The following is a 22,753-nucleotide window of genomic DNA, read 5'->3' as shown; positions in this document are numbered from 1 at the left end:
CAACTTTCAACTGCCCTATCCCCTTCCTTCCCGCCGCACGTTTTCGATCTCCGCGAGCAGAACCGCCACCAGCGGCTCCAGGCCCTGGTCGGGTACCGTCTGCTTGAGCGCTTCCTCCAGCTCGCCGGCGGCCTGTTCCAGGCGCGGTGTGCCGCAGTAACGGGTGGCGCCGTGCAGTTTGTGGACCCGTTCCAGCAGCGCCTCCCGGTCGCCGGATTCCGCCACCGCGTTGATGCCCGGGGCGTCCTGGTCCAGGCTGGCTTGCAGCATGGTGAACATTTCTTCGGCCAGGGCCTGGCGGCCGCCCACCCGGCGCAGGGCCAGCTCCGGGTCCAGCACCGGTGCTTCGCCGTCGTCGTCGTCGGCCGGTGTCGGAGTGTCCGGGGTGGTCTCAGGTTCAGGCTCAGGCTCAGGCCCCGGGTCCGGTTCGGGGTTGTCCAGTACCCATTGATTGAGGGTGTGGCGCAGCTGGGTTTCGGTGATCGGCTTGCTCAGGTAATCGTCCATGCCGGCGGCCAGCAGCGAGCGGCGTTCGCTGTCCAGGGCATGGGCGGTGAGCGCGATGATCGGGGTGCGCGGCCCTTCGCCTTCCCGTTCGCGCAGCTGGCGGGTGGTTTCCAGGCCGTCCATGCCGGGCATCTGCACGTCCATGAACACCAGGTCGTAGGTTTCCCGGGCGAAGGCCTCCAGGGCGGCTTCGCCGCTGGCGCAGGCGGTCACCTGCACGGCCATCTCTTCCAGGAACACCCGGGCCAGTTTCAGGTTGCCCGGGTGGTCGTCCACCACCAGCACCCGCACGCTCTTGCCCAGCGGCCCCAGGGGGCTGCCCGGCGCCGTCGGCGTGGCCAGCCCGCCCAGCTCCAGCAGGGCGTCGCGCAGGCGCCGGCGGGTGGCCGGTTTGCCCAGCACCCGGCAGGGCGCCGGCGGGCTGTTCAGGCGGCCGGCCAGGGCATCCGCGTGGGCGGCCAGCACCAGCACCGGCTTGCCGGTGGCGGCGGCCAGCCGCTCCACCAGCGGCGCCAGGTCCGCCGGCTGCGGCATGGAGGCGGGCACGCCCAGCACATAGAAATCGGTGAGCGCCAGCTTGTCGCCGTGCAGCTGGCTCTCCAGGGTGTCCAGGGCCTGCAGCTCGGTGACCCGCATGCGCCAGCCGCCGAGCATGTGGTAGAGGCCCAGGCGGGCATGTTCGTTGGCTTCCACCAGGGTCACCGACAGCCCCTCCAGGGTGGGGGACGCTTCCGGGCCGGCGTTGCCGTCGCGCTCCACGCGCAGGGTGAACCAGAAGGTGGAGCCGCGACCGGCGGTGCTGTCCAGGCCGATCTCGCCGCCCATGCCTTCCACCAGGCGCTTGCAGATGGCCAGCCCCAGGCCGGTGCCGCCTTCCTTGCGGCGGGCGCTCTGGTCGAGCTGGGTAAAGGCGTTGAACAGGTTTTTCTGCACTTCCCGGGGCAGGCCGTTGCCGGTGTCGGTGATCGCCACCTTGATGATCGCCTCGGCGCCCCGTTCCTCCTCCAGCATGGCGCGCACCACCACGGAGCCGCGCTCGGTGAACTTGATGGCGTTGCTGACCAGATTGGTGAGCACCTGGCGGATTCGCAGCGGGTCGCCGATCAATCGGGTGGGCACGTCACTGTAGATGATCGCCGCCTGTTCCAGGCCCTTGTCCTGGGCCATGGGCGCCAGCATGGTCTGCACGTCCTCGATCAGGTCGTGCAGGTCCAGGGGTACGTGCTCCAGGGACAGCTTGCCGGCCTCGATCTTGGAGAAGTCGAGGATGTCGTTGATGATCGACAGCAGCGACTCGGCGCTCTTGCGGATGGTGTCCAGATAGTCGCTTTGCCGTTCGCTCAACGGCGACCGCTCCAGCAGCCGGGTAAAGCCGATGATGCCGTTCAGCGGGGTGCGGATTTCGTGGCTCATATTGGCCAGGAATTCGGATTTGATCTGGCTGGCCTTGAGGGCTTCCTTGCGGGCCATGTCCAGTTCGATGTTCTGGATCTCGATGGTTTCCAGGGTTTCGCGCAGGTCCTGGGTGGCCTGGTCCACATTCTGCTGCAGTTCCGCCTGTGCTTCGTCCAGGGCGCCGACCATGTCGCGCAGGGCCTGCTCCAGCTCGTGCAGTTCTCCCTGAGCGTTGGCCCGGGGCGGCGTGCTCAGGTCGCCGTCGCGCACCCGCCGCAGGTTGTCGATCAGAATCTGGATCGGCAGGACCAGCCGCCGGGAGAAATGGGTGGCCGGCAGAATCGCCAGAATCATCACCAGGGTGATCACGCCGATCAGGGTGAGCGCCGCCTCCAGGATGCGCACGTACTGGCCCTGGTGGGAAAACTCCACGGTCAGCATGCGGTCCGCCGCGCCGGGGAGCGGGCGCACCAGCCGCCAGCCGGAATCGGTGATCAGGCGGGTGGCGCCGCTGTCCAGTTGCTCCGCCGCCTCCACCGGGCGCAGCCGTGGGCCGGTGTGCAGCTGCCAGCCGTCGCGCTGGTCCAGCAGGGTGGTGGCGCGCACGTCCGGCTGTTCCAGCAGATCCCGCAGCAGCGCCTCGTAGGCGGCGCGGTCGTCCGCGTCCAACGCCGCCAGCCGGGCGGCGTAGCTTTCCACGATCAGTTGCTGGCGCAGGGCGGTGTCGGCGCGCTCGCTGATGACCCGGGTGGCCAGGGTATAGCCGCCGATCAACAGAGCCGCCAGAAACGCCGGCAGCGCGGTCATCGTCATGATGCGGGTGCGCAGGCTGGTACGGGCCATGATCCCCCGGTCCGGTGATTTGTCTGATCCGGCATTATGACCGACTTGAGCGTCACTGCCAGGGGTCCGCTTGTTGAGCTACAATGCGGGCCATGACCTACAAGACCATTGAGTCCACGGTCGGGCGTACGCCGCTGGTGCGGCTGCAGCGCCTGCCGGGGAACACGACCAATACCCTTCTGGTGAAGCTGGAAGGCAATAACCCGGCCGGCTCCGTCAAGGACCGGCCGGCGCTCAATATGATTCGCAAGGCGGAGGAGCGGGGCGAGATCAAGCCCGGCGATACCCTGATCGAGGCCACCAGCGGCAACACCGGCATTGCCCTGGCCATGGCGGCGGCCATGCGCGGCTATCGGATGAAGCTGATCATGCCCGCCAACCAGAGCCAGGAGCGCCGCGACGCCATGGCCGCCTACGGCGCCGAGCTGATCTCGGTGACCAAGGAGGAGGGCATGGAGGGCGCCCGGGACCTGGCCCAGGCCATGCAGGCCCGGGGCGAGGGCAAGGTGCTCGACCAGTTCGCCAACCCGGACAATCCGATGGCGCACTACGAAAGCACCGCCCCGGAAATCTGGGAAGCCACCGGCGGCGCCATGACCCACTTCGTCAGTTCCATGGGCACCACCGGCACCATCATGGGCTGCAGCATGTTCTTCAAGGAACAGAACCCCAATGTTCAGATCGTCGGCCTGCAACCCACCGACGGCGCCTCGATCCCCGGTATCCGCCGCTGGCCCAAGGAATACCTGCCGAGCATCTACGATGAGTCCCGGGTGGACCAGGTCATCGATATGGACCAGGAGGTGGCCGAGCACACCATGCGCCGGCTGGCCCGGGAAGAGGGCATTTTCTGCGGGGTCTCCTCCGGCGGTGCGGTGGCCGGCGCCCTGCGGCTCAGCGAGGAGCTGGAGAACGCGGTGATCGTCGCCATCGTCTGCGACCGGGGCGACCGTTACCTTTCAACCGGCGTGTTCAGGCCGGAGAAAGACGAGGAGCCCGGCCGATGAACGTACTGGTATTCGACATCGAGACCATTCCGGACCTGGACGGCGGCCGCCGTCTCTACGATCTGGACGGCTTGGACGACAAGGACACCGCCAGCGCCCTGTTCAACCTGCGCCGCCAGGAGAACGGCTCCGAGTTCCTGCGCCTGCACCTGCACCGCGTGGTGGCGATCTCGGTGGTGCTGCGCTCCGCCCAGGGCGTCAAGGTGTGGTCCCTGGGCGACGAGAGCGCCAGCGAGAAAGAGCTGATTGAGCGCTTCTACGACGGCATCGACCGGTTCACCCCGCAGATCGTCAGCTGGAACGGCGGCGGCTTCGATCTGCCGGTGCTCAACTACCGCGCCCTCAAGCATGGCGTGGTGGCCCGTCGCTTCTGGGAAACCGGCAACGAGGACACCAGCTTCCGTTTCAACAACTACCTGAGCCGTTTCCACCAGCGCCACCTGGACCTGATGGAACAGCTGGCCATGTTCAACAACCGGGCCAACGCGCCCCTGGACCAGATCGCCACCCTGCTGGGCTTCCCCGGCAAGATGGGCATGAGCGGCGCCAAGGTGTTCGATGCCTTCCAGGACGGCGACCTCAAGGGCATCCGCGATTACTGCGAAACCGACGTGCTCAACACCTGGCTGGTGTTCCTGCGTTTCCAGTTGATGCGCGGCGAGATTGACGCCACCGGCTACCAGGCCGAACTGGATTTGCTACGCGACTATTTGCAACAGGAAGGCCACCCGCACTTCCTGGCCTTTCTGGAAGCCTGGAAAAAGGCCGCCGACGAAGTCTGACGGCGGCCCCCCAAGCCAGTACAATCCGCCCCCGAATTGCCACAAACGCCGCCCCGTGCCGGCGGCGCTCACCCGCGAGCATCGAGATTCCATGGCCCGAAGAAGCCGCAAGAAAAGACTGCCGGAAACGCCGGTGGCCGCCACCATCGAGAGCCTCAGCCACGATGGCCGGGGCATCGCCCGCCTGGACGGCAAGACCACCTTTATCGACAACGCTCTGCCCGGCGAGCAGGTGCTGTTCCAGTACACCTACATGCGCCGCAAGTTCGACGAAGGCCGGGCGGTGGAGATTCTCCAGCCGTCCCCGGAACGGGTGGAACCGCCCTGCGCCCATGCCCTGGTCTGCGGTGGCTGCAGCCTGCAGCATATGTCGCCGGCCAGCCAGATCGCCCGCAAGCAGGCGGTGCTGGCGGAGCAGCTGGAACATTTCGGCGGCCTGGCCCCGGACACCTGGCTGGAGCCGCTCACCGGGCCGGTCACCGGCTACCGGGGCAAGGCCCGTCTGGGGGTCAAGTACGTGGAGGCCCGGGGCGAGGCCCTGGTGGGCTTCCGCGAGAAGCGCAACAGCTTTATCGCCGACCTGAACCGCTGCGAAGTGCTGATCCCGGAAGTCGGCCACCGCCTCAATGAGCTGCGCGCCCTGATCAGCGATCTGGCCCTGCGCGCCCGCATTCCCCAGATCGAGGTGGCCCGGGGCGACGACGCCGTGGCCCTGGTGATCCGGCATATGGACCCGCTGCCCGCCGGGGACCTGGAGAAGCTGCTGAACTTCTGCCGGGCGGCGGATTTCCAGCTGTACCTGCAGCCGGGCAACGAGTCCACCGTGCACCGGGTGTGGCCGGAGCAGGGCGAGGAGCGGCTGTACTACCGCCACGCCCCCCATGGGCCGGACCGGGAGGGCGCCGAGCTGGCGTTTCACCCCACGGATTTCACCCAGGTAAACGCCGATATCAACCGCCGCATGGTGCCGTTGGCATTGGAATTGCTGGAGGTGGAGGCGCATCATCAGGTGCTCGATCTGTTCTGCGGTCTTGGCAACTTCACCATCCCGGCGGCGCGCCGCGCGGCCCGGGTGGTGGGCGTGGAAGGCAGCCAGGCCATGGTCGAGCGTGGTTACGAGAACGCCCGCCTCAACGGCCTGGAGAATCTGGAATTCCACGCCTGGGATCTGACCCAGGCGCCGGACGGCCAGCCCTGGGCCCGGGAGGCCTACCACCGTGTGCTGCTGGACCCGCCCCGCAGTGGTGCGCTTGAAATGGTGCGCTTGATGCCCCATTTCGGTGCGGACCTTTTGGTGTACGTTTCCTGCAACCCGGCCACGCTGGCCCGGGATGCCGGGGAACTGGTAGAGAGGGGCTACCGTCTGAAAGCGGCGGGGGTGATGGATATGTTTCCGCACACCGCCCATGTGGAATCGATCGCCGTGTTCGATCGACGCCGGACGCAGTAAAAAGGAATCGAAATGGTAACCGTACGCCGGCAACAGCCCGACGAGGACCAGGCCAGGGATTGGCAGCAGTGGCTGGAGCATCTTACCGCCCGGGTTCCGGTGCGTGACTCGCACTCCCTGGAGCGCGCCTGTGCCCTTGCGGAACAATGCGAGCGCGCCGGCGAAGCCGCCGGAGGCCACTGGCCCTATGGCAAGGGCTGCCTGACCATCGGCCTGGAAATGGCCGATGTGCTGGCCGACCTGGGCGCCGACGCCGAGGCACTGCCGGCGGCGGTGCTGTACCGGGCGGTCCGTGAGGGCCAGCTGTCGCTGCTGGACGTGGAGCGGGAATTCGGCTCCTCGGTGTCCACCCTGATCGAGGGCGTGCTGCGCATGGCGGCGATCAGCGCCTCGCTCAACCCCACCCGCAAGGCGGTGCTCGGCCAGCAGGACGGTCAGCTCGACAATGTTCGCAAGATGCTGCTGGCCATGGTCGACGACGTGCGCGTGGCCCTGGTCAAGCTGGCCGAGCGAACGGTGATCATCCGCGCGGTCAAGGAATCCGACCCGGAGCGTCAGCTGAAGGTGGCCCGGGAAATCTTCGATATCTACGCGCCCCTGGCCCACCGCCTGGGGGTGGGCCAGCTCAAGTGGGAGCTGGAGGACCTGTCGTTCCGCTACCTGCAACCCGGCGCCTACAAGAAGGTGGCGCGGTTGCTGGACGAAAAACGCCTGGACCGCGAGCAGTACATCGACGAGGTGATCCAGAGCCTGCGTGGCCACCTGGAGCGCAACGGTATCAAGGGCGCCCAGGTGTACGGGCGCGCCAAGCATATCTACAGCATCTGGCGGAAGATGCAGAAGAAGCACCTGGACTTTGGCGAGGTCTATGACGTGCGCGCGGTGCGTGTGCTGGTGCGTGAGGTGCGCGACTGCTACGCCGCCCTGGGCATCGTGCATTCGCTGTGGAAGCACGTGCCCAAGGAATTCGACGACTACATCGCCAGCCCCAAGGAAAACGGCTACCAGAGCCTGCACACCGCGGTGGTGGGCCCGGAGCGCAAAATGCTGGAGGTACAGATCCGTACCTTCGACATGCACGAGGAGGCGGAACTGGGCGTGTGCGCCCACTGGCGCTACAAGGAAGGCAGCAAGGCCGGCCGGCGCAGCCAGTCCTACGAGCAGCGCATCGCCTGGCTGCGCCAGGTGCTGGAATGGCACGAGGAACTGGGCGACAACGCCAACACCAACGCCATGATGGAAGAGCTGCAGCATGGTCTGGTCAGCGACCGGGTCTATGTGTTCACCCCGGACGGCCATGTGGTGGACCTGGAAGCCGGTGCCACCCCGGTGGACTTCGCCTACCACATCCACACCGAAGTGGGGCACCGCTGCCGGGGCGCCAAGGTCAACGGCCATATCGTGCCGCTCAGCTACAACCTGCAAACCGGTGAGCAGGTGGAAATCCTCACCGCCAAGGAGGGCGGCCCCAGCCGCGACTGGCTGACGCCGTCGCTGGGCTATGTGGCCACCTCCTCGGCGCGGGCGCGCATCCAGCAGTGGTTCAAGCGCCAGGACCGGGATGTGCACGTGGCCCAGGGCCGCGCCATCCTGGAACGGGAAATGTCGCGGCTGGCCCTGGACCGCATCGACCTGGACCAGCTGGCGCCGCAGCTTAACCTGAAGACCGGCAACGACGTGCTGGCGGCCCTGGGCGCCGGCGACCTGCGCCCCGGTCACGTGGTCAACCAGGCCCAGGCGCTGCTGCCCGACGATCCCCAGCAGCAGCTGGAGTTCGTGCCGGCCCGCTCCAAGGCCTCGGAGAGCGGCGACGTCACCATCCAGGGCGTGGGCAACCTGCTCACCCACATGGCGGCCTGCTGCCGGCCGGTGCCCGGCGACCCGGTAATGGGCTTCATCACCCAGGGCCGGGGTGTCACCGTGCACCGCGCCGATTGCCACAACCTGCTGGCGATGCAGGGCGAGGACCCGAACCGGGTGATCGAGGTCAACTGGGGCGAAGCCGACCGCATCCTCTACCCGGTGGACATCTTCCTGCGCGCCTGGGACCGCCAGGGCCTGCTCCGCGACGTGATCGCGGTGCTCGCCAACGAAAAGGTCAACGTCACCGCCGTGCACACCCAGTCCCACACCGAGGACAACACCGCCACCATGCTGCTGACCCTGGAAATCGCTTCCCTGGGCGGTCTCGGGAAGGTGTTGGCCAAGATGGATCAGATCAAGGGCGTCCTGGAAGTACGGCGCTACAAAAAATAGCAACCTGGTGATCGTCGGTTGAAAGTTAAAAGTTAAAAGTGACAACGCGAGCGGGGCCCACGAGGCGGCGGGCCAGTGCCCGCGCTTGGCGGCGTGAAATCGGGTCTTCCCCGGCCAGCGGCCACGGCAAATCCCGGACCGGCTCGCCCTTTTAACTTTCAACTTTTAACTTTTAACTGGCCCTTACCCGACCCCACGGAGTCTCCCTGATGCCCGACGCCTCTACCCCCGAAGCCGCCATCACCAAACTCCTGTCCATCATGGCCCGCCTGCGGGACCCGGATGGCGGTTGTCCCTGGGATCTGAAACAGACCTTCGACACCGTGGTGCCCTATACCGTGGAGGAGGCGTTCGAGGTGGCCGAGGCGGTGGCGCGGCGGGATTATCCGGAGCTGCGCGAGGAACTGGGGGATCTGCTGTTGCAGGTGGTGTTCCACTCGCAGATGGCCCGCGAGCAGGGGCTGTTCGACTTCGCCGAGGTGGTGGCGGTGCTCAATGAGAAAATGGTGCGCCGCCATCCCCATGTGTTCGGTGAAGTGGAGGCCGCCGACGAGAGCGCGGTGAAGGTCAACTGGGAGGTGATCAAGGCCGATGAGCGGGCCCGCAAGGGGCGCGAGCATCACAGCGCGGTGGACGGGGTGCCGGATGGGCTGCCGGCGCTGCAGCGGGCCCTCAAGCTGCAGAAGAAGGCCGCCAAGGTGGGCTTCGACTGGCGCCAGACCGGGCCGGTGCGCGACCAGGTCGGCCTGGAGCTGGCGGAGCTGGACCAGGCCCTGGAGCAGGGCGACCGGGACGCCATGGAGGACGAGCTGGGGGACGTGTTCTTTACCCTGGTGAACCTGGCCCGGCACCTGAAGCTGGACCCGGACCTGGCCCTGCGGCGCGCCTCGGACAAATTCGAAGGGCGTTTCCGCAAGGTGGAAACCCTGGCCAACCGGCCGCTCGCCGATTACGACGAAGCCTCCCTCGACGCCCTCTGGCGCCAGGCCAAGAAAACCCCCTGAGACCTGTTCGGTAGGAGCGGCTTCAGCCGCGATCAACGGCCGCCGTTCTCTTCCGGACCACCGTGCCCATCACAGCCTATGGCGGCTGAAGCCGCTGCCACGGCGGCTCCCGCGGGCTGCCACATAATCTTCACATTACAGAAACTTTTCGGTCATCCCCTCTCACCATACTCCGCTCCCAAGCACTCAGGATGCTTCGGGAGTCGCCCGTCGCATCCCCTGCTTTTCAAAATTGCCTGATGGAAGGAGATGCTCCGATGAAGAAGAACCTGCTCGCGATCGCTGTGGGGGCGGCACTCGCTACGCCGATGATGGTACCGGCGCTGGCTCAAGCCGACGGTCCCAAGGTGTACGGTAAGGTAAACATTTCCCTGGAACACCAGAAGTACGACCCGGCGCCGTCAGCTCCGAAAAATGACGACGAGTGGGAGCTGAACAGCAACGCTTCCCGCTTGGGTGTGAAAGGCGATTTCGATCTGGACGTGGCCGATCTCAAGGCAATCTACCAGGCCGAGTTCGAGATCAGCGTGGACGACGGCGACAAGAACGGCCAGACGTTCGCACAGCGCAACATCTTCGGTGGTCTGTCCGGTGGCTTCGGTACTCTGAAAGCCGGTAAATTCGACACCCCCACCAAAGTCGCTCAAATGGACGTGGACCAGTTCAACGACCTGAGCGGTGATATCAAGAACATCGCTTCCGGCGAAAACCGGGTGTCCAACATCATCCAGTACAGCACTCCGAAGCTGGCTGACATGATCACCCTGAACCTGGCCTTCATCCCCAACGAAGACAACGACGACTTCGACGGTGACGGCGAAAATGAAAACGGCCTGGCCGACAGCAGCTCCATCTCCCTGGTGCTGGAAAAAGACGCCTTCTACGCCGCCGTGTCCCGCGACACCGACATCAAAGACGACCTGATCGTCGACTCCACCGGTGTCTCCCCGGTACTCGACATCACCCGTGTGGCCGCCGGCATGAACATGGATCAGTTCGAACTGGGCGCTCTCTACCAGCTGGCGGAAGAATCCGAAGGCGACGGTGAAGAGACCAGCTACGTGCTGAGTGGCGCCTTCAAAATCGACCGCGTCAAGCTGAAAGCCCAGTACGGTCACGTGAAAGGCGACCAGACCGACGACGAAGGCACCCAGTACGCCCTCGGCGCCGACTACAAACTGGCCAAGAACAGCAAGGTCTACGCGTACTACAACAACCTGAAGTACGAACTGACCGGTGGCGACGACGAGACCCGCACCCTGGGCGTCGGCATGGAACACAAATTCTAAGTTTCATCAGAGCAACCTTGCCGGGCGCACCAGGCCCGGCTTTTCCTCGACGCGGATAACAGCGTGGCCCGCCCTCCCCGGCGGGCTTTTTTTTGTTCATGGTACGTCCGCGATCCGCTGATCCCGCCGCCGGATTATCCCAGTGAAATTTTTTGCTTGTTATTTTCTTATGCAGGTTCCGTCTTTGGCATTGTCACCAAACGGTCATATAGTGCCCGCTTTGAAACCGACAAAAAGAGGGAGGGGCGCATGCGTTCCATTATCTGGCTGGGGGCTTCCGCCCTGGCACTGAGCCTGCCGTTGTCCGCCGCCGCGGCGCCGGAGTTCTACGGTCGCATCAATATCAGCCTGGACCGGCTGTCCGATTATCAGGACGGCAATCTGCCCGGCGCTCTGAACGGCGTGGGCGCCGGCCGCTCGCCGCTGGAAGACGGCTGGTTCGTGGAAAGCAACGCGTCGCGTCTGGGCGTGCGTGGCCGTCAGCCGCTGGACGTGACGCCGCTGAGCGTGATTTACCAGCTGGAAGTGGGCTACGACGTGGACGGTGACAACGACACCTTTTCCACCCGTAACAGCTTTCTCGGCCTGGATACGCCCATCGGTGAAGTGTTCGCCGGCCGTTACGACAGCCCGGTGAAAATGGCCGAGGGGCGGGTGGATCAGTTCAACAACACCGCCGCCGACATCAGCCACTACTTTTACGGGCAGCGCCGCAACGACGGCACTCTGAACTGGCTGAGCCCGCGCTGGGGCGATCTGCAACTGCGCGCCCAGATCGCCCCCGGCGAGGCCGAGGACGTGGCCGGCGAGGAGAAGGACGGCCTGGCCGATACCTGGGGCGTGTCCGCCACCTGGAACCCGGACCGGCTGTACGCCGCCGTGGCCTACGAGAGCAGCTATCTGGAACTGAACAACCCGGCGCTGACGCCGGTGGCGGTGGCCGCCGATCTGGAGCTGCTGCGCGGCGCCCTGGGCATTACCGTGGGGCCCGTGGACCTGGGCGCCCTGGTGGAACGCACCCGCATCGATCCGGACCAGCCCGGGCAGAAGGGTGAATCGACCTCCTACATGGTCAGCGCCGGCTGGCGTCTGCCGCCGCGCCTGACCCTCAAGGCGCAGGTCGGCCGGGTGGACGGCGACGACTTCGGTTACGAGAACGACATCGTGATCGTGGGCGCGGACTACAAGCTCGCCAAGGGCACCAAGGTCTACGGCCTGGTGGCCGCTTCCGACCCCACCCTGGATTACCCGGGGGGCCTGCGTCAGGACGACAGTGGCAATCTGTTCTCGGTGGGCATGGAACACAAGTTCTGAGGCTCGGAGTGTATCGCGGCTGAAGCCGCTCCTACGGAAGCATCGCCCTGTCCGTAGGAGCGGCTTCAGCCGCGATCAGCCCCACGCCGAACACAAAAAAGCCCGCCAATGGCGGGCTTTTTTGTGTTCCAGGCGATGCTGGAGATCAATCCCAGCGCTTCAGCGCCAGGGTGGCGTTGGTGCCGCCAAAGCCGAAGCTGTTGCTGATTACCAGCTCCGGACGCTGCTCCACGGTCTGGCGCAGGATCGGCAGGCCCTCGGCGTTTTCATCCAGCTCGCTGATGTTGGCTGAGCCGGCCAGGAAGCCGCCGCGCATCATCAGCAGGCAGTAGATCGCCTCCTGCACGCCGGCGGCGCCCAGGCTGTGGCCGGTGAGGCTCTTGGTGGAACTGATCGCCGGCACCTGATCGCCGAACACTTCCCGAATCGCTTTCAGTTCGGCCACGTCGCCCACCGGGGTGCTGGTGCCGTGGGCGTTGATGTAGTCCACCTTGCCGTCCACCGTGGCCAGGGCCTGGCGCATGCAGCGCGCCGCGCCTTCGCCATTGGGGGCGACCATGTCATGGCCGTCGCTGGTGGCGCCGTAGCCGACGATCTCGGCCAGGATGTTGGCGCCGCGGGCCTTGGCGTGCTCCAGTTCCTCGACCACCACCATGCCGCCGCCGCCGGCGATGACGAAGCCGTCGCGGTGGGCGTCATAGGCGCGGGAAGCGCTTTCCGGGGTGTCGTTGTACTTGGTGGAGAGGGCGCCCATGCCGTCGAACAGGCAGCTCAGGGTCCAATGCTCTTCTTCACCGCCGCCGGCGAAGATCATGTCCTGTTTGCCGAGCTGGATCTGTTCCACCGCGTTGCCGATGCAGTGGGCGCTGGTGGCGCAGGCGCTGGCGATGGAGTAGTTGACGCCCTTGATCTTGAACGGCGTGGCCAGGCAGGCGGACACGGTGCTGGCCATCACCCGGGGCACCATGTAGGGGCCGACGCGCTTGACGCCACGCTGGCGGGCGATGTCGGCGGCTTCCACCTGGTTCTGGGAGGAATGGCCGCCGGAGCCGGCGATCAGGCCGACCCGCTCATGGCTGATCTGGTCCGCGTCCAGGCCGGCGTCGGCGATGGCTTTTTGCATCGCCACGTAGGCATAGGCCGCCGCGTCGCCCATGAAACGGCGCGCCTTGCGGTCGATATGCTCTTCCAGGTCGATCTCCGGCGTGCCTGCCACCTGGCTGCGCATGCCGATTTCCTTGTAGGCTTCCTTGAAGCGGATGCCGGGCCGGCTCTCCCGCAGGGCCCGGGATACGGTATCGGCATCGTTGCCCAGGCAGGAAACAATGCCCATGCCGGTAATCACAACGCGTCGCATACTAGTGCTCCATTAAGAGAATAAGGTCGTCTTCAACGGGGCTCCGTTCAGAAACCTTCCGTCGAAGTGAACAGGCCCACACGCAGATCGTTGGCCTGGTAGATGTCGTTGCCGTCCACGGATACGGTGGCGTCGGCGATGCCCATGGTCAGGCTGCGGGCGATTACCCGCTTGATGTCGATCCGATAGGTGAGCTTCTTGGCGGTGGGCAGCACCTGGCCGGAAAATTTCACCTGGCCCACGCCCAGGGCGCGGCCACGGCCGGGGTTGCCCAGCCAGCCGAGGAAGAAGCCCAGCAGCTGCCAGGTGGCGTCCAGGCCCAGGCAGCCCGGCATCACCGGGTCGCTCTCGAAGTGGCACTGGAAGAACCAAAGCTCGGGATCAATGTCCAATTCGGCCACGATCTGGCCCTTGCCATAGTGACCGCCGGTTTCGGCGATATGGACGATGCGGTCCATCATCAGCATGTTGGGCAGGGGCAGACGGGCATTGCCGGGGCCGAAGAGTTCGCCGTGGGCGCAGGCAAGCAGGTCATCACGGGAATAGGATGACTTTTGCTCTACCTTCATGTCGTTTGTGTTGCTGTCGTTAGCGTTAGGGCTCAAACCGTTGACTCCAGATAGATCAGGTCGGCATCGGATGGCCCCCCGGCGGGACCCTCGCGAACCGGATGAGAAGTATAAGTAAGCCGGATGACTCTTAGTTTACACCGTGTCGACCTTTCACGAATCTGACATGGTATCAGAGCGCTTTCTCCAGGTACGACCGGTAAGCGTCTCAAAATATGTCCATATACCCGGTCTGGATCATGGGTCTGTCTGATTCGGACAATGGCCGGTCATTCCCGGACTTTTCGGGGCCCGGGAACACTTGCAAAGCGGTCATCATCTGCGATGATGCCCGCGCACATGAGCCGGAGGAACAAGTGGCGGCGGAAATCGGACATCTCTCCCTGTGGGTGGCCATGGCGACGGCCCTGGTGTTGGCGGTGTTTCCCCTGATCGGCGTTTACCGCCGGGTGGAAGCCTGGCAGCGCTACGCTCGTCCTCTGGCCTGGCTGCAATGGCTGGCGCTGACGGTGTCCATCGTCGCCCTGGGCTATTGTTTTTATATCGACGACTTCTCCATTACCTACGTGGCCAACCACAGCAACTCCGAGTTGCCGCTGGGTTATCGCCTGTCGGCGATCTGGGGCGGCCACGAGGGCTCGCTGCTGCTGTGGGCCTGGATGCTGGGGGGCTGGAGCGCCCTGGTCGGCCTGTTCAGTCGCAAGGTGCCGCTGGATATGGTGGTGCGGGTGCTGTCGGTGATGGGCATGATCGCGGTGGGCTTTCTGGCCTTCATGCTGTTCACCTCCAACCCCTTCGACCGCTCGCTGCCCTGGTTCCCCATCGACGGCGTGGACCTCAATCCGCTGTTGCAGGACCCGGGTCTGATCGTGCACCCGCCCATGCTGTACATGGGCTATGTGGGTTTCTCGGTGGCCTTCGCCTTCGCCGTGGCCGGTCTGCTGGCCGGCAACCTGGACCCGGCCTGGGCCCGCTGGGCGCGGCCCTGGACCACGGTGGCCTGGTGTTTTCTCACCGTCGGCATCGCCCTGGGGTCCTGGTGGGCCTATTACGAACTGGGCTGGGGCGGCTGGTGGTTCTGGGACCCGGTGGAAAACGCTTCCCTGATGCCCTGGCTGGCCGGCACCGCCCTGATCCACTCCCTGGCGGTGAGCGAAAAGCGCAATCTGTTCCGCGCCTGGACCGTGCTGCTGGCCATCATCGCTTTTTCCCTGAGCCTGCTGGGTACCTTCCTGGTGCGCTCCGGCGTGCTCACCTCGGTGCATGCCTTCGCCAATGACCCCAGCCGTGGCGCCTTTATCCTCGGCTTCCTGGTGGTGGTGGCCGGCGGCGCGCTGACCCTGTTCGCGCTGCGCGCCGGTCAACTGGAAGGCAAGGGCGGTTTCAAGGGGCTGTCCCGGGAGACCTTCCTGCTGGGCAACAACCTGCTGTTGTTGATCGCCGCCTCGGCGGTGCTGATGGGCACGCTCTACCCGTTGCTGGGTGAGGCCCTGGACATGAAGGTGTCGATTCGCAGCCCCTACTTCAACAGTTTCTTCGTGCCCCTGGCCATGCTGCTGATGGTGTTGCTGGTGCCCGGCGTGATGAGCAACTGGAAACGCCAGGAAGGCGCGCAACTGGTACGCCGGCTGGTGTGGCTGGTGCCGGCGGCGGCGGTGGCCGGCTGGCTGGCCGCGCGCCTGCCCGGGCCGACCCCCTGGGTGGGGGTGCTGGCGATCATGCTGTGTCTGTTCGTGGTGTTCTCCCATGTGGAGGATGTGGTGCGCCGGGCGCTGGCCTACGACCGGGGCCTGGCCGGCGGCCTCGGCAAGCTGGGGCGCGGTTACTACGGCATGGTCCTGGCCCACTGCGGCCTGGCGGTGCTGGTGGCCGGCGTTACCGTGGTCAGCTACCACGAAGTGGAGCGCGATGTGCGCATGGCCCCCGGCGACGTGGCCGAGGTGGGCGGCTACCGCTTCGAGTTCGACCAGATGAGCACTTACCGTGGCGCCAACTTCGACTCCCGGCGCGGGCATTTTCTGGTCACCCGGGACGGCAAGGCGGTGACCGAGATGAACCCGGAGAAGCGCACCTACCGGGCCGGCGGTCAGGTGATGACCGAGGCGGCCATCGACGGCCGGGTGATGCGCGATCTCTACGTGGCCCTGGGCGAGCCCCTTGAAGGTGACGCCTGGGCGGTGCGCATCTACTACAAGCCGATGGTGCGCTGGATCTGGCTGGGGGCGCTGATCATGGCCCTGGGCGGGGCGCTGGCGCTCACCGATGCGCGCTATCGCAAGAACATCGGCCGCCGTGACGAGGAACCGGCTTATGAGCAACCGTCATGAGTAAGAAAAACACCGGACTTTGGGTATTCCTGCCCCTGGTGGGGTTCGTGGCGCTGGCCCTGTTGTTGGCCAGCGGTTTGGGTCGTAACCCCGAGGAACTGCCGTCGGCCCTGGCCGGCAAGCCGGTGCCCGGGTTTTCCAAACCGTCGCTGATCACCGGAGACACGCTCACCGAGGAGCGCCTCACCGGCCAGTGGCAGCTGCTCAACGTGTGGGGCACCTGGTGTCCCACTTGCTACGTGGAGCATCCCTATCTGCTGGAACTGGCCCAGCGCGGCGTGCCCATCGTCGGCATGGACTACAAGGACGAGGACGACAAGGCCCGGGATTACCTAGCCCGCTACGGCAATCCCTTCAGCGAGGTGATCGTCGACGCCGATGGCCAGCTGGGTCTGGATCTGGGCGTGTACGGCGCGCCGGAAACTTTTCTGATCAACCCCCGTGGTGAGATCGTGCTGCGTCATGTGGGCGAGCTGAACCAGCGCGCCTGGGACGAGAAGTTCGCGCCGGTGTTGCGTCAGGCGGGTAATCCGCTGGGAGGCCCGTCATGATTCGCTGGCTGTTGTTGCTGACCCTGGTGCTGGCGGCGCCGCTGCAGGCGGCCATCGATATCTATCAGTTCGATACCACCGACCAGCAGGACCGCTTCCACCGGCTCACCGAGGAACTGCGCTGCCCCAAATGCCAGAACCAGAGCATCGCCGATTCCGACGCGCAGATTGCCCGGGACATGCGTGACCGCACCGCCAGCATGATCCGCGAAGGCCACAGCGACCAGGAAGTGGTGGACTTCTTCGTGACCCGCTACGGCGATTTCGTCAGTTACCGGCCGCCGGTCAATGAACGCACCGCGATCCTGTGGATGGGCCCGCTTGGGCTGATGCTGATCGGGGTGCTGGCCATCGTCATGCTGGTGCGCCGCGCCAGCCGGAGTGCCGAGCTGGAGGAGGACGACCGGACATGACCGTTTTCGTGATTTTGCCGCTGGTTTTGGTGCTGGCGGTGCTGGTGGGTTTTCTGCTGTGGCGGCGCGAAAGCCGCCGCGCCGGCGCCCCGGTGACATGGAGCGGGCTGGCCCTGCCGCTGCTGGTGGCGGGCCTGGCGGGGCTGGGTTATCTGACCCTGGGCCTGCATCCGGAAACCCTGGACTGGCTCTCCGAACAGCGCCGCTACGATGCGGTGGCGGAGCGGGTGATCCGTGGCGAAGGCCCCAGCGATGAGGACCACGATATTTCCGCCCAGGCCCTGACCCGGGTGCTGCAGGCCAAGGTAGTGCGCGACCCGACCTTGCCGGGCTGGTACACCCTGGGGCTGCTCTACGATCAACTGGGCGCACCGGCCCAGGCCCAGGAAGCGGCGCGGCGGGCGCTGGCCCTGGACCCGCGGGACGACGGTGCCCGCCTGCTGCTGGCCCGGGGGCTGATCGCCCAGAACCAGGGCCGCCTCAACGATGAGGCCGACGCCCAGATTCGCCAGGTGCTGGCCGACAACCCCACCCATGACGGCGCCCTGATGCTGCGCGCCATGGCCGCCACCGAGGCGCGCCGCTTCGAGCTGGCCGCCGACTCCTGGCGGGCCCTGCTGGTACGCCACGGCGACGGCGAGGCCGGTAATCTGATCCGCCAGGGTCTGGCCCGCGCCGAGGCCCAGCAGCAGCGGGGTGCCCGGCTTCAGAACCTGACCTTCACGGTGCGCGCGCCGGACCTGCCCGATGGCGGCACCCTGTTCGTGTTCCTGCGCCAGGAGGGCGGCAGCGGCCAGCCGCTGGCGGCGCGGCGGGTGCTGGTGGACTCCTTTCCGGTCACCGTGACCCTGGGCGCCGACGACTGGCTGCGTAACTATCCGGAGCGGATCGACACCCTGCGAGTGGCGGCCCGTTACACCCCGGCGCCGGGCTCCAGCGTGGAGCAGGCGCACCTGGGCAGCGCCCCGCAGAGCCTGGATCCGGACGCGCAGCCGGCGGCGATTATCGAACTTGGCCGCTGAGCCGGCGCCTGCCCGCTCTTGTACCAGGGTGACCCGCACGGTACAGTTGCCCCCCTTTGGAAGGCTCTCTTCCTTCCTCTTCGTGGCAAATCGGAGATTCCTATGCGTGTCATCCTGCTTGGCGCGCCCGGTGCGGGTAAGGGCACTCAGGCGCAGTTCATCAAGGACGAATTTTCCATTCCCCAGATTTCCACCGGCGACATGCTCCGTGCCGCGGTGAAGGCAGGCACGCCTCTGGGTCTGGAAGCGAAAAAAGTCATGGACGCCGGCGGCCTGGTTTCCGACGACATCATTCTCGGCCTGGTGAAGGAACGCATCGCCCAGGACGACTGTGCCAACGGCTTTCTGTTCGACGGCTTCCCGCGCACCATTCCCCAGGCCCAGGCGCTGGTGGATCAGGACGTCAACATCGACTTCGTGGTCGAGATCGATGTGGACGATGAAGAAATCATCGAGCGCCTGAGCGGCCGCCGCGTGCACCCGTCCTCCGGCCGGGTCTACCACGTCAAGCACAATCCGCCCAAGGTGGAAGGCAAGGATGACGAGACCGGTGACGAACTGGTCCAGCGCGACGACGACAAGGAAGCCACCGTGCGTAAACGTCTGCAGGTGTACCAGGAGCAGACCCGCCCGCTGGTGGACTTCTATAAGAAGATCGCCGACAGCGGCGAGCCCAACGCGCCCACCTATGTGCGCGTGGCCGGCGTGGGCGGTGTCGAGGACATCCGCCAGCGCATCATGGCCAAGCTCAAGGGCTGACGCCGCCCTCTTTTCAGAGGACGCGCCACCGGAAAGAAAGGGGAAGCGGAAGCTTCCCCTTTTTTGTTTATCGCGCCGGGCCCTCCGGCCGGTATCTTGATGCCGGTCTTGGGGCGTTGTTTTTTAGCCGCTAGAATGCCGCTCACTCTCCATTGACCCTGGCTCGGGTTTGATGCCGCGCCAAGGAGGAAACCTATGTCCGCATCGAAGACCGCCGTGGTCGTTGTTAATCTGGGAACGCCGGATGCGCCCACCGCGCCGGCGGTACGTGCCTATCTGAAGGAATTTCTGTCCGATCCGAGGGTGGTGGAAGCGCCGCGCTGGCTGTGGTTCTTCGTGCTGCGTCTGGTGGTGTTGCCGTTCCGGCCGCGCCGGGTGGCGCGCCTGTACGCCTCGGTGTGGAATGAGGATTCGCCGATTCGGGAGATCACCGAACGCCAGGCCCGGGAACTGGAAACCCGGCTCGGTGTTACCGTCCGTTACGCCATGCGCTATGGCCGCCCGGCCATGCGCCCGCTGCTGGATGAACTGGCCGGTGAAGGCTACGACCACCTGGTGATCCTGCCGCTTTATCCGCAATACTCCGGCTCCACCACCGGCGCCGTGGCCGACGTGGTGGCGAACTGGATGCACGGTCGCCGGGAGCTGCCCGGCTTGTCCCTGATCCGTGACTACTGGGAGCACCCGGCCTGGGTGGAGGCCATGGCCGACAGCATCCGCGCCTTCCGGGAACAGCATGGCGGCGCCGACAAGCTGGTGTTTTCCTTCCATGGCATTCCCAAGGAATACGAAGACAAGGGTGACCGCTATGGCGAACGCTGCCGGCGCTCCGCCCATCTGATCGCGGAACGGTTGGCGCTGGCCGATGACGAATGGGCGATCACCTTCCAGTCACGGTTCGGCCCCAAGGAATGGCTGCAGCCTTACACCGATAAAAGTCTTGAAGCCTGGGCCGGGCAGGGCGTGCGTTCGGTGCAGTTGGTGTGCCCCGGTTTTTCCGCCGATTGTCTGGAAACCCTGGAGGAAATCGACGCGGAGAATCGGGAAATCTTTCTTGGTGCCGGCGGTGAACGCTTTCAATACATTCCCGCGCTCAATGCCGACCAGGGACACATCGAAGCGCTGGCGCGCATCGTTGAAGAGAATCTGCCGAAGCCTTCGTGACTGTCAGGAAAACACAAAAGAAAAGCGGTCGATGACCAAGAAGGGGGACTGAAAAGTCCCTCTTTTTTATTTTTTACTTTAGTAGCCCCGTCTCCTGATCAAATAATGTACCAACGTATTTTTTTTTATGCTACTTTCCGACTGTCGCAGAAAAACGACGTCATAGATTAGGAGATCGATCATGGCCCGAGCAGCAAAAAAAGCAGCGAGCAAACGCGCAACGCGCAAGAAAGCCGCCGCTCGCAAAACTCCGGCCGCCAAGACGGCGGCCAAGAAAACCACCGCCAAGGCACCGGCTGTTCCCAAGTCGGTAAGCAACGCCGAATCCAAGTTCAAGCTTCAGGACAAGGCGGTTGCCCAGGCGGAGAAGAAAGTTTCCCAGGCGGAAGTCCGACTGGACCGTCAGAAGAAAAAGATCGAAACCGAGGACGGCAAGCTCGGTAAGCTGCGCGCCGATCTGGCCGCACGCCGGGATAAAGCCAAGAAGAATGCCACCGCCGCCGCCAAGCGCGCCGTGGACACCGCTCGTGGCAAGATGAACACCCAGCGCCTCAAGCTTCAGGATCTGCGCGGCGAGTCGAAAGTGATTCGCGCCGAGATTCAGGCCGCCAAGCAAGTGGTCACCCGCGAGAAGAAAAAATTGCGTACCGCTCAGCGCAATCTTTCCACCAAGATGCGTGACTACGAGCGCAAGCTGGCGAAGAAAGCCAAGGCCGCTCAGAAGAAAGCCGAGCAGAAGGCCAAGAGCGCCGCCCGCAAGGCCGCCGCCAAGGAAAAGAGCGCGGCGAAGAAAGCCGCCGCCAAGAAGAAGACCACCGCCGGTAAGAGCGCGGCGAAAAAAACCGCCGCCAAGAAGAGCAGCACCGCCAAGAAGAGCGCTGCCAAGAAGAGCACCGCCGGTAAGGCAAGCACCGCCAAGAAGAGCACCCGGAAAGCGCCGGCACGCAAAACCGCCGCCCGCAAAACCACCCCCCGCAAGAAGAGCGCGGCCCGCAAGACCCCGGCCCGCAAGCAAAGCACCACCGGCAACAGCGACGGCACCACGCAAAGCTGAGCGGTCCCCGGACCGGTCGCACTGACACCGCCCCCTTTCCGGGGGCGGTGTTATTTGTGACGCCGTAAACGGTGTGCCGAAAAGGTGTTGATAACAATTCGCATTAGAGTTAGCCTGTTCCCTGAGATTGAGGAGTGGGCGTAGCCATGTACGTATGTCTCTGCAACGGCATCACCGACAGCCAAATACGGGAAGCAGCCGAAAGCGGTTGCGACAGCCTGCGTGATCTTCGTCGGGAACTTGGGGTTGGCAGTCAGTGTGCTAAATGTGCACGGCACGCCCGTCAGGTATTGCGTGATACCCGTAACGCCATGCCGGCGACCTCCTCTCTCTCCGCCAGCCTGGGTGAAGTCGTACAGTTCTGGCCAAGGACCGCCTGACCGTACCGCACTTCGGAACCACCCGGGCCCGTGGCCGCCCAGCCAGGCAAGATACCCCCAGGGGTAGGGCGCCAAGCCAGGAGCGGGCCTCCGGCGGATTCGAGAAGACTGATTCTCATTTCTATAACTACTTGTATTTACTGAATTTTTTTGTCGCCGACCCTTGTCGGGGGTGGTCTATTGCACAACAATAGGCGCCATCGCACCCCGGCACCGGAGACATGGCATGAAAGGCGACAAGAAAGTCATCGAACACCTCAACCGCGCCCTGGGCAACGAGCTCATCGCCATCAACCAGTATTTCCTGCACGCCAAGATGTACAAGGATTGGGGTCTGCACGCCTTGTACGAGAAGGAATACCACGAGTCCATCGACGAAATGAAACACGCCGACTGGCTGGTGGAACGCATCCTGTTCCTGGAAGGCATCCCCAACCTGCAGGACCTGGGCAAGCTGATGATCGGCGAAAACGCCCGCGAAATGCTCGAATGTGACCTGAAACTGGAGCATATGGCCCTCCCGGACCTGCGCGACGGCATGGAATACTGCGAATCCATCCGCGACTACGTCTCCCGGGACCTGCTGCGCCGCATCCTCGAATCCGAGGAAGAGCACATCGACTGGCTGGAAACTCAGATCGAGCTGATCGACAAGGTCGGCATCGAGAATTACCTGCAGAAACAAATGGAAACCGCGGACGACTAACCACGAAATCCGACTGTTTGCGCAAGAATTCACCGACCCCGGCTTGACTCCCCCCGGCCCATTGGGAATAATGCGCGCCTCTTGACGGCCAACGCCGACAAGCCCGCACCGGTAGCTCAGTTGGATAGAGCATCTGGCTACGAACCAGGAGGTCGGGGGTTCGAATCCTCCCCGGTGCGCCATCTGAAATGAAAAGGGCCCCGCTTCAAAGAAGCGGGGCCCTTTTCATTTCAGATGCCATACTGGGGAAGTATTTAGAGAACCCCCCCGGGTTCGACAAGCCGGCCCTACGGGCCGGCGCAGGACGCCGCCGCACGCGGCGGCGCCCCGAAGGGGTGAGCCCGGGCCCAAAGGCCCGGGCGAATCAATCCTCCCCGGTGCCCCTCTACCCGGACCCACTCCCATCTCAGCCCAAGACTCGCCATATACCCAAGCCAGGCGAGCAACGCGAAGCCTGGCGCCCCCAACGCCGATCTCGCCCCAACGCCGATCTCGCCCCAACGCCTATCGCGGCTAAAGCGGCTCCTACAAAGGCACACAACAACGCCCACCCAAGCTAGGCGAGCGAAGCAAAGCCTAGCGGGCCCATCTCTCCCCACGCCCA

Annotated in this window: 19 protein-coding genes and 1 tRNA gene; 17 read left to right on the top strand and 3 right to left on the bottom strand. The window is 64.9% G+C overall.

Going from position 1 to position 22,753, the window contains the following annotated elements:
* Positions 1-15: 15 nt before the first annotated feature.
* Positions 16-2,745, bottom strand: coding sequence for a response regulator (locus FGS76_RS09590; protein ID WP_138772416.1), 2,730 nt, complete (start codon positions 2,743-2,745; stop codon positions 16-18).
* Positions 2,746-2,837: 92 nt separating this feature from the next.
* Here FGS76_RS09590 and cysM point away from each other — a divergent pair, with 92 nt between their 5' ends.
* The 7 genes from cysM (at position 2,838) to FGS76_RS09555 (ending at position 11,847) form a co-directional block, all read left to right on the top strand.
* Positions 2,838-3,752: a cysteine synthase CysM gene (gene cysM / locus FGS76_RS09585; protein WP_170214445.1), complete on the top strand. Its 915-nt coding sequence runs from the start codon at positions 2,838-2,840 to the stop codon at positions 3,750-3,752.
* A complete protein-coding gene (locus FGS76_RS09580) occupies positions 3,749-4,534 on the top strand; it encodes a 3'-5' exonuclease (RefSeq protein ID WP_138772414.1) in 786 nt (261 codons plus the stop codon). Before cysM ends, FGS76_RS09580 begins: the two co-directional genes overlap by 4 nt.
* 91 nt (positions 4,535-4,625) lie before the next feature.
* Positions 4,626-5,984 carry a 23S rRNA (uracil(1939)-C(5))-methyltransferase RlmD gene (gene rlmD / locus FGS76_RS09575; protein ID WP_138772413.1) on the top strand — a complete coding sequence of 453 codons (1,359 nt, stop codon included), beginning with the start codon at positions 4,626-4,628 and terminating at the stop codon, positions 5,982-5,984.
* A 12-nt stretch (positions 5,985-5,996) separates the two neighbouring features.
* A complete protein-coding gene (gene relA / locus FGS76_RS09570) occupies positions 5,997-8,240 on the top strand; it encodes a GTP diphosphokinase (RefSeq protein WP_138772412.1) in 2,244 nt (747 codons plus the stop codon).
* A 209-nt stretch (positions 8,241-8,449) separates the two neighbouring features.
* A complete protein-coding gene (gene mazG, locus FGS76_RS09565) occupies positions 8,450-9,244 on the top strand; it encodes a nucleoside triphosphate pyrophosphohydrolase (RefSeq protein ID WP_138772411.1) in 795 nt (264 codons plus the stop codon).
* 257 nt (positions 9,245-9,501) lie between these two features.
* Positions 9,502-10,533 carry a porin gene (locus FGS76_RS09560; RefSeq protein WP_138772410.1) on the top strand — a complete coding sequence of 344 codons (1,032 nt, stop codon included), beginning with the start codon at positions 9,502-9,504 and terminating at the stop codon, positions 10,531-10,533.
* 249 nt (positions 10,534-10,782) lie between these two features.
* Positions 10,783-11,847 carry a porin gene (locus tag FGS76_RS09555; RefSeq protein WP_138772409.1) on the top strand — a complete coding sequence of 355 codons (1,065 nt, stop codon included), beginning with the start codon at positions 10,783-10,785 and terminating at the stop codon, positions 11,845-11,847.
* A gap of 145 nt (positions 11,848-11,992) precedes the next feature.
* Here FGS76_RS09555 and fabB read toward each other — a convergent pair whose 3' ends face one another.
* Together fabB and fabA are read right to left on the bottom strand one after the other, a co-directional pair.
* A complete protein-coding gene (gene fabB / locus FGS76_RS09550; RefSeq protein ID WP_138772408.1) occupies positions 11,993-13,204 on the bottom strand; it encodes a beta-ketoacyl-ACP synthase I in 1,212 nt (403 codons plus the stop codon).
* 47 nt (positions 13,205-13,251) lie between these two features.
* Positions 13,252-13,773 (bottom strand): 3-hydroxyacyl-[acyl-carrier-protein] dehydratase FabA, encoded by a 522-nt coding sequence (fabA, locus tag FGS76_RS09545; RefSeq protein WP_138772407.1) that lies wholly within the window; start codon positions 13,771-13,773, stop codon positions 13,252-13,254.
* Between the two features lie 356 nt (positions 13,774-14,129).
* Here fabA and FGS76_RS09540 point away from each other — a divergent pair, with 356 nt between their 5' ends.
* The 10 genes from FGS76_RS09540 to FGS76_RS09495 all read left to right on the top strand — a co-directional run bounded on the left by FGS76_RS09540 (position 14,130) and on the right by FGS76_RS09495 (position 22,331).
* On the top strand, positions 14,130-16,100 hold the full coding sequence (locus tag FGS76_RS09540) for a heme lyase CcmF/NrfE family subunit (protein WP_138772406.1): 1,971 nt from the start codon (positions 14,130-14,132) through the stop codon (positions 16,098-16,100).
* The gene (locus tag FGS76_RS09535; protein ID WP_138772405.1) at positions 16,097-16,651 is read left to right on the top strand and encodes a DsbE family thiol:disulfide interchange protein; all 555 of its coding nucleotides are present in this window, start codon (positions 16,097-16,099) and stop codon (positions 16,649-16,651) included. Before FGS76_RS09540 ends, FGS76_RS09535 begins: the two co-directional genes overlap by 4 nt.
* Positions 16,648-17,064, top strand: coding sequence for a cytochrome c-type biogenesis protein (locus tag FGS76_RS09530; protein WP_138772404.1), 417 nt, complete (start codon positions 16,648-16,650; stop codon positions 17,062-17,064). The genes FGS76_RS09535 and FGS76_RS09530 overlap by 4 nt, the downstream gene beginning before the upstream one ends.
* The gene (locus FGS76_RS09525) at positions 17,061-18,086 is read left to right on the top strand and encodes a tetratricopeptide repeat protein (protein ID WP_240692491.1); all 1,026 of its coding nucleotides are present in this window, start codon (positions 17,061-17,063) and stop codon (positions 18,084-18,086) included. Before FGS76_RS09530 ends, FGS76_RS09525 begins: the two co-directional genes overlap by 4 nt.
* A gap of 102 nt (positions 18,087-18,188) precedes the next feature.
* Positions 18,189-18,845 carry an adenylate kinase gene (gene adk / locus FGS76_RS09520; protein ID WP_138772403.1) on the top strand — a complete coding sequence of 219 codons (657 nt, stop codon included), beginning with the start codon at positions 18,189-18,191 and terminating at the stop codon, positions 18,843-18,845.
* Between the two features lie 195 nt (positions 18,846-19,040).
* Positions 19,041-20,009 (top strand): ferrochelatase, encoded by a 969-nt coding sequence (gene hemH, locus FGS76_RS09515; protein ID WP_138772402.1) that lies wholly within the window; start codon positions 19,041-19,043, stop codon positions 20,007-20,009.
* A 181-nt stretch (positions 20,010-20,190) separates the two neighbouring features.
* A complete protein-coding gene (locus FGS76_RS09510) occupies positions 20,191-21,063 on the top strand; it encodes a hypothetical protein (protein WP_138772401.1) in 873 nt (290 codons plus the stop codon).
* Between the two features lie 146 nt (positions 21,064-21,209).
* Complete coding sequence (locus FGS76_RS09505) at positions 21,210-21,443, top strand: bacterioferritin-associated ferredoxin (protein ID WP_138772400.1); 234 nt, start codon at positions 21,210-21,212, stop codon at positions 21,441-21,443.
* A 226-nt stretch (positions 21,444-21,669) separates the two neighbouring features.
* Positions 21,670-22,149, top strand: coding sequence for a bacterioferritin (gene bfr / locus FGS76_RS09500; RefSeq protein ID WP_138772399.1), 480 nt, complete (start codon positions 21,670-21,672; stop codon positions 22,147-22,149).
* A 105-nt stretch (positions 22,150-22,254) separates the two neighbouring features.
* Positions 22,255-22,331 (top strand) — tRNA-Arg (locus FGS76_RS09495).
* Positions 22,332-22,753 lie beyond the last annotated feature (422 nt).

It is taken from the genome of Alloalcanivorax gelatiniphagus, from assembly GCF_005938655.1.
GTDB classification, from domain to species: domain Bacteria; phylum Pseudomonadota; class Gammaproteobacteria; order Pseudomonadales; family Alcanivoracaceae; genus Alloalcanivorax; species Alloalcanivorax gelatiniphagus.
This window is presented reverse-complemented; position numbering and strand designations above follow the sequence as displayed.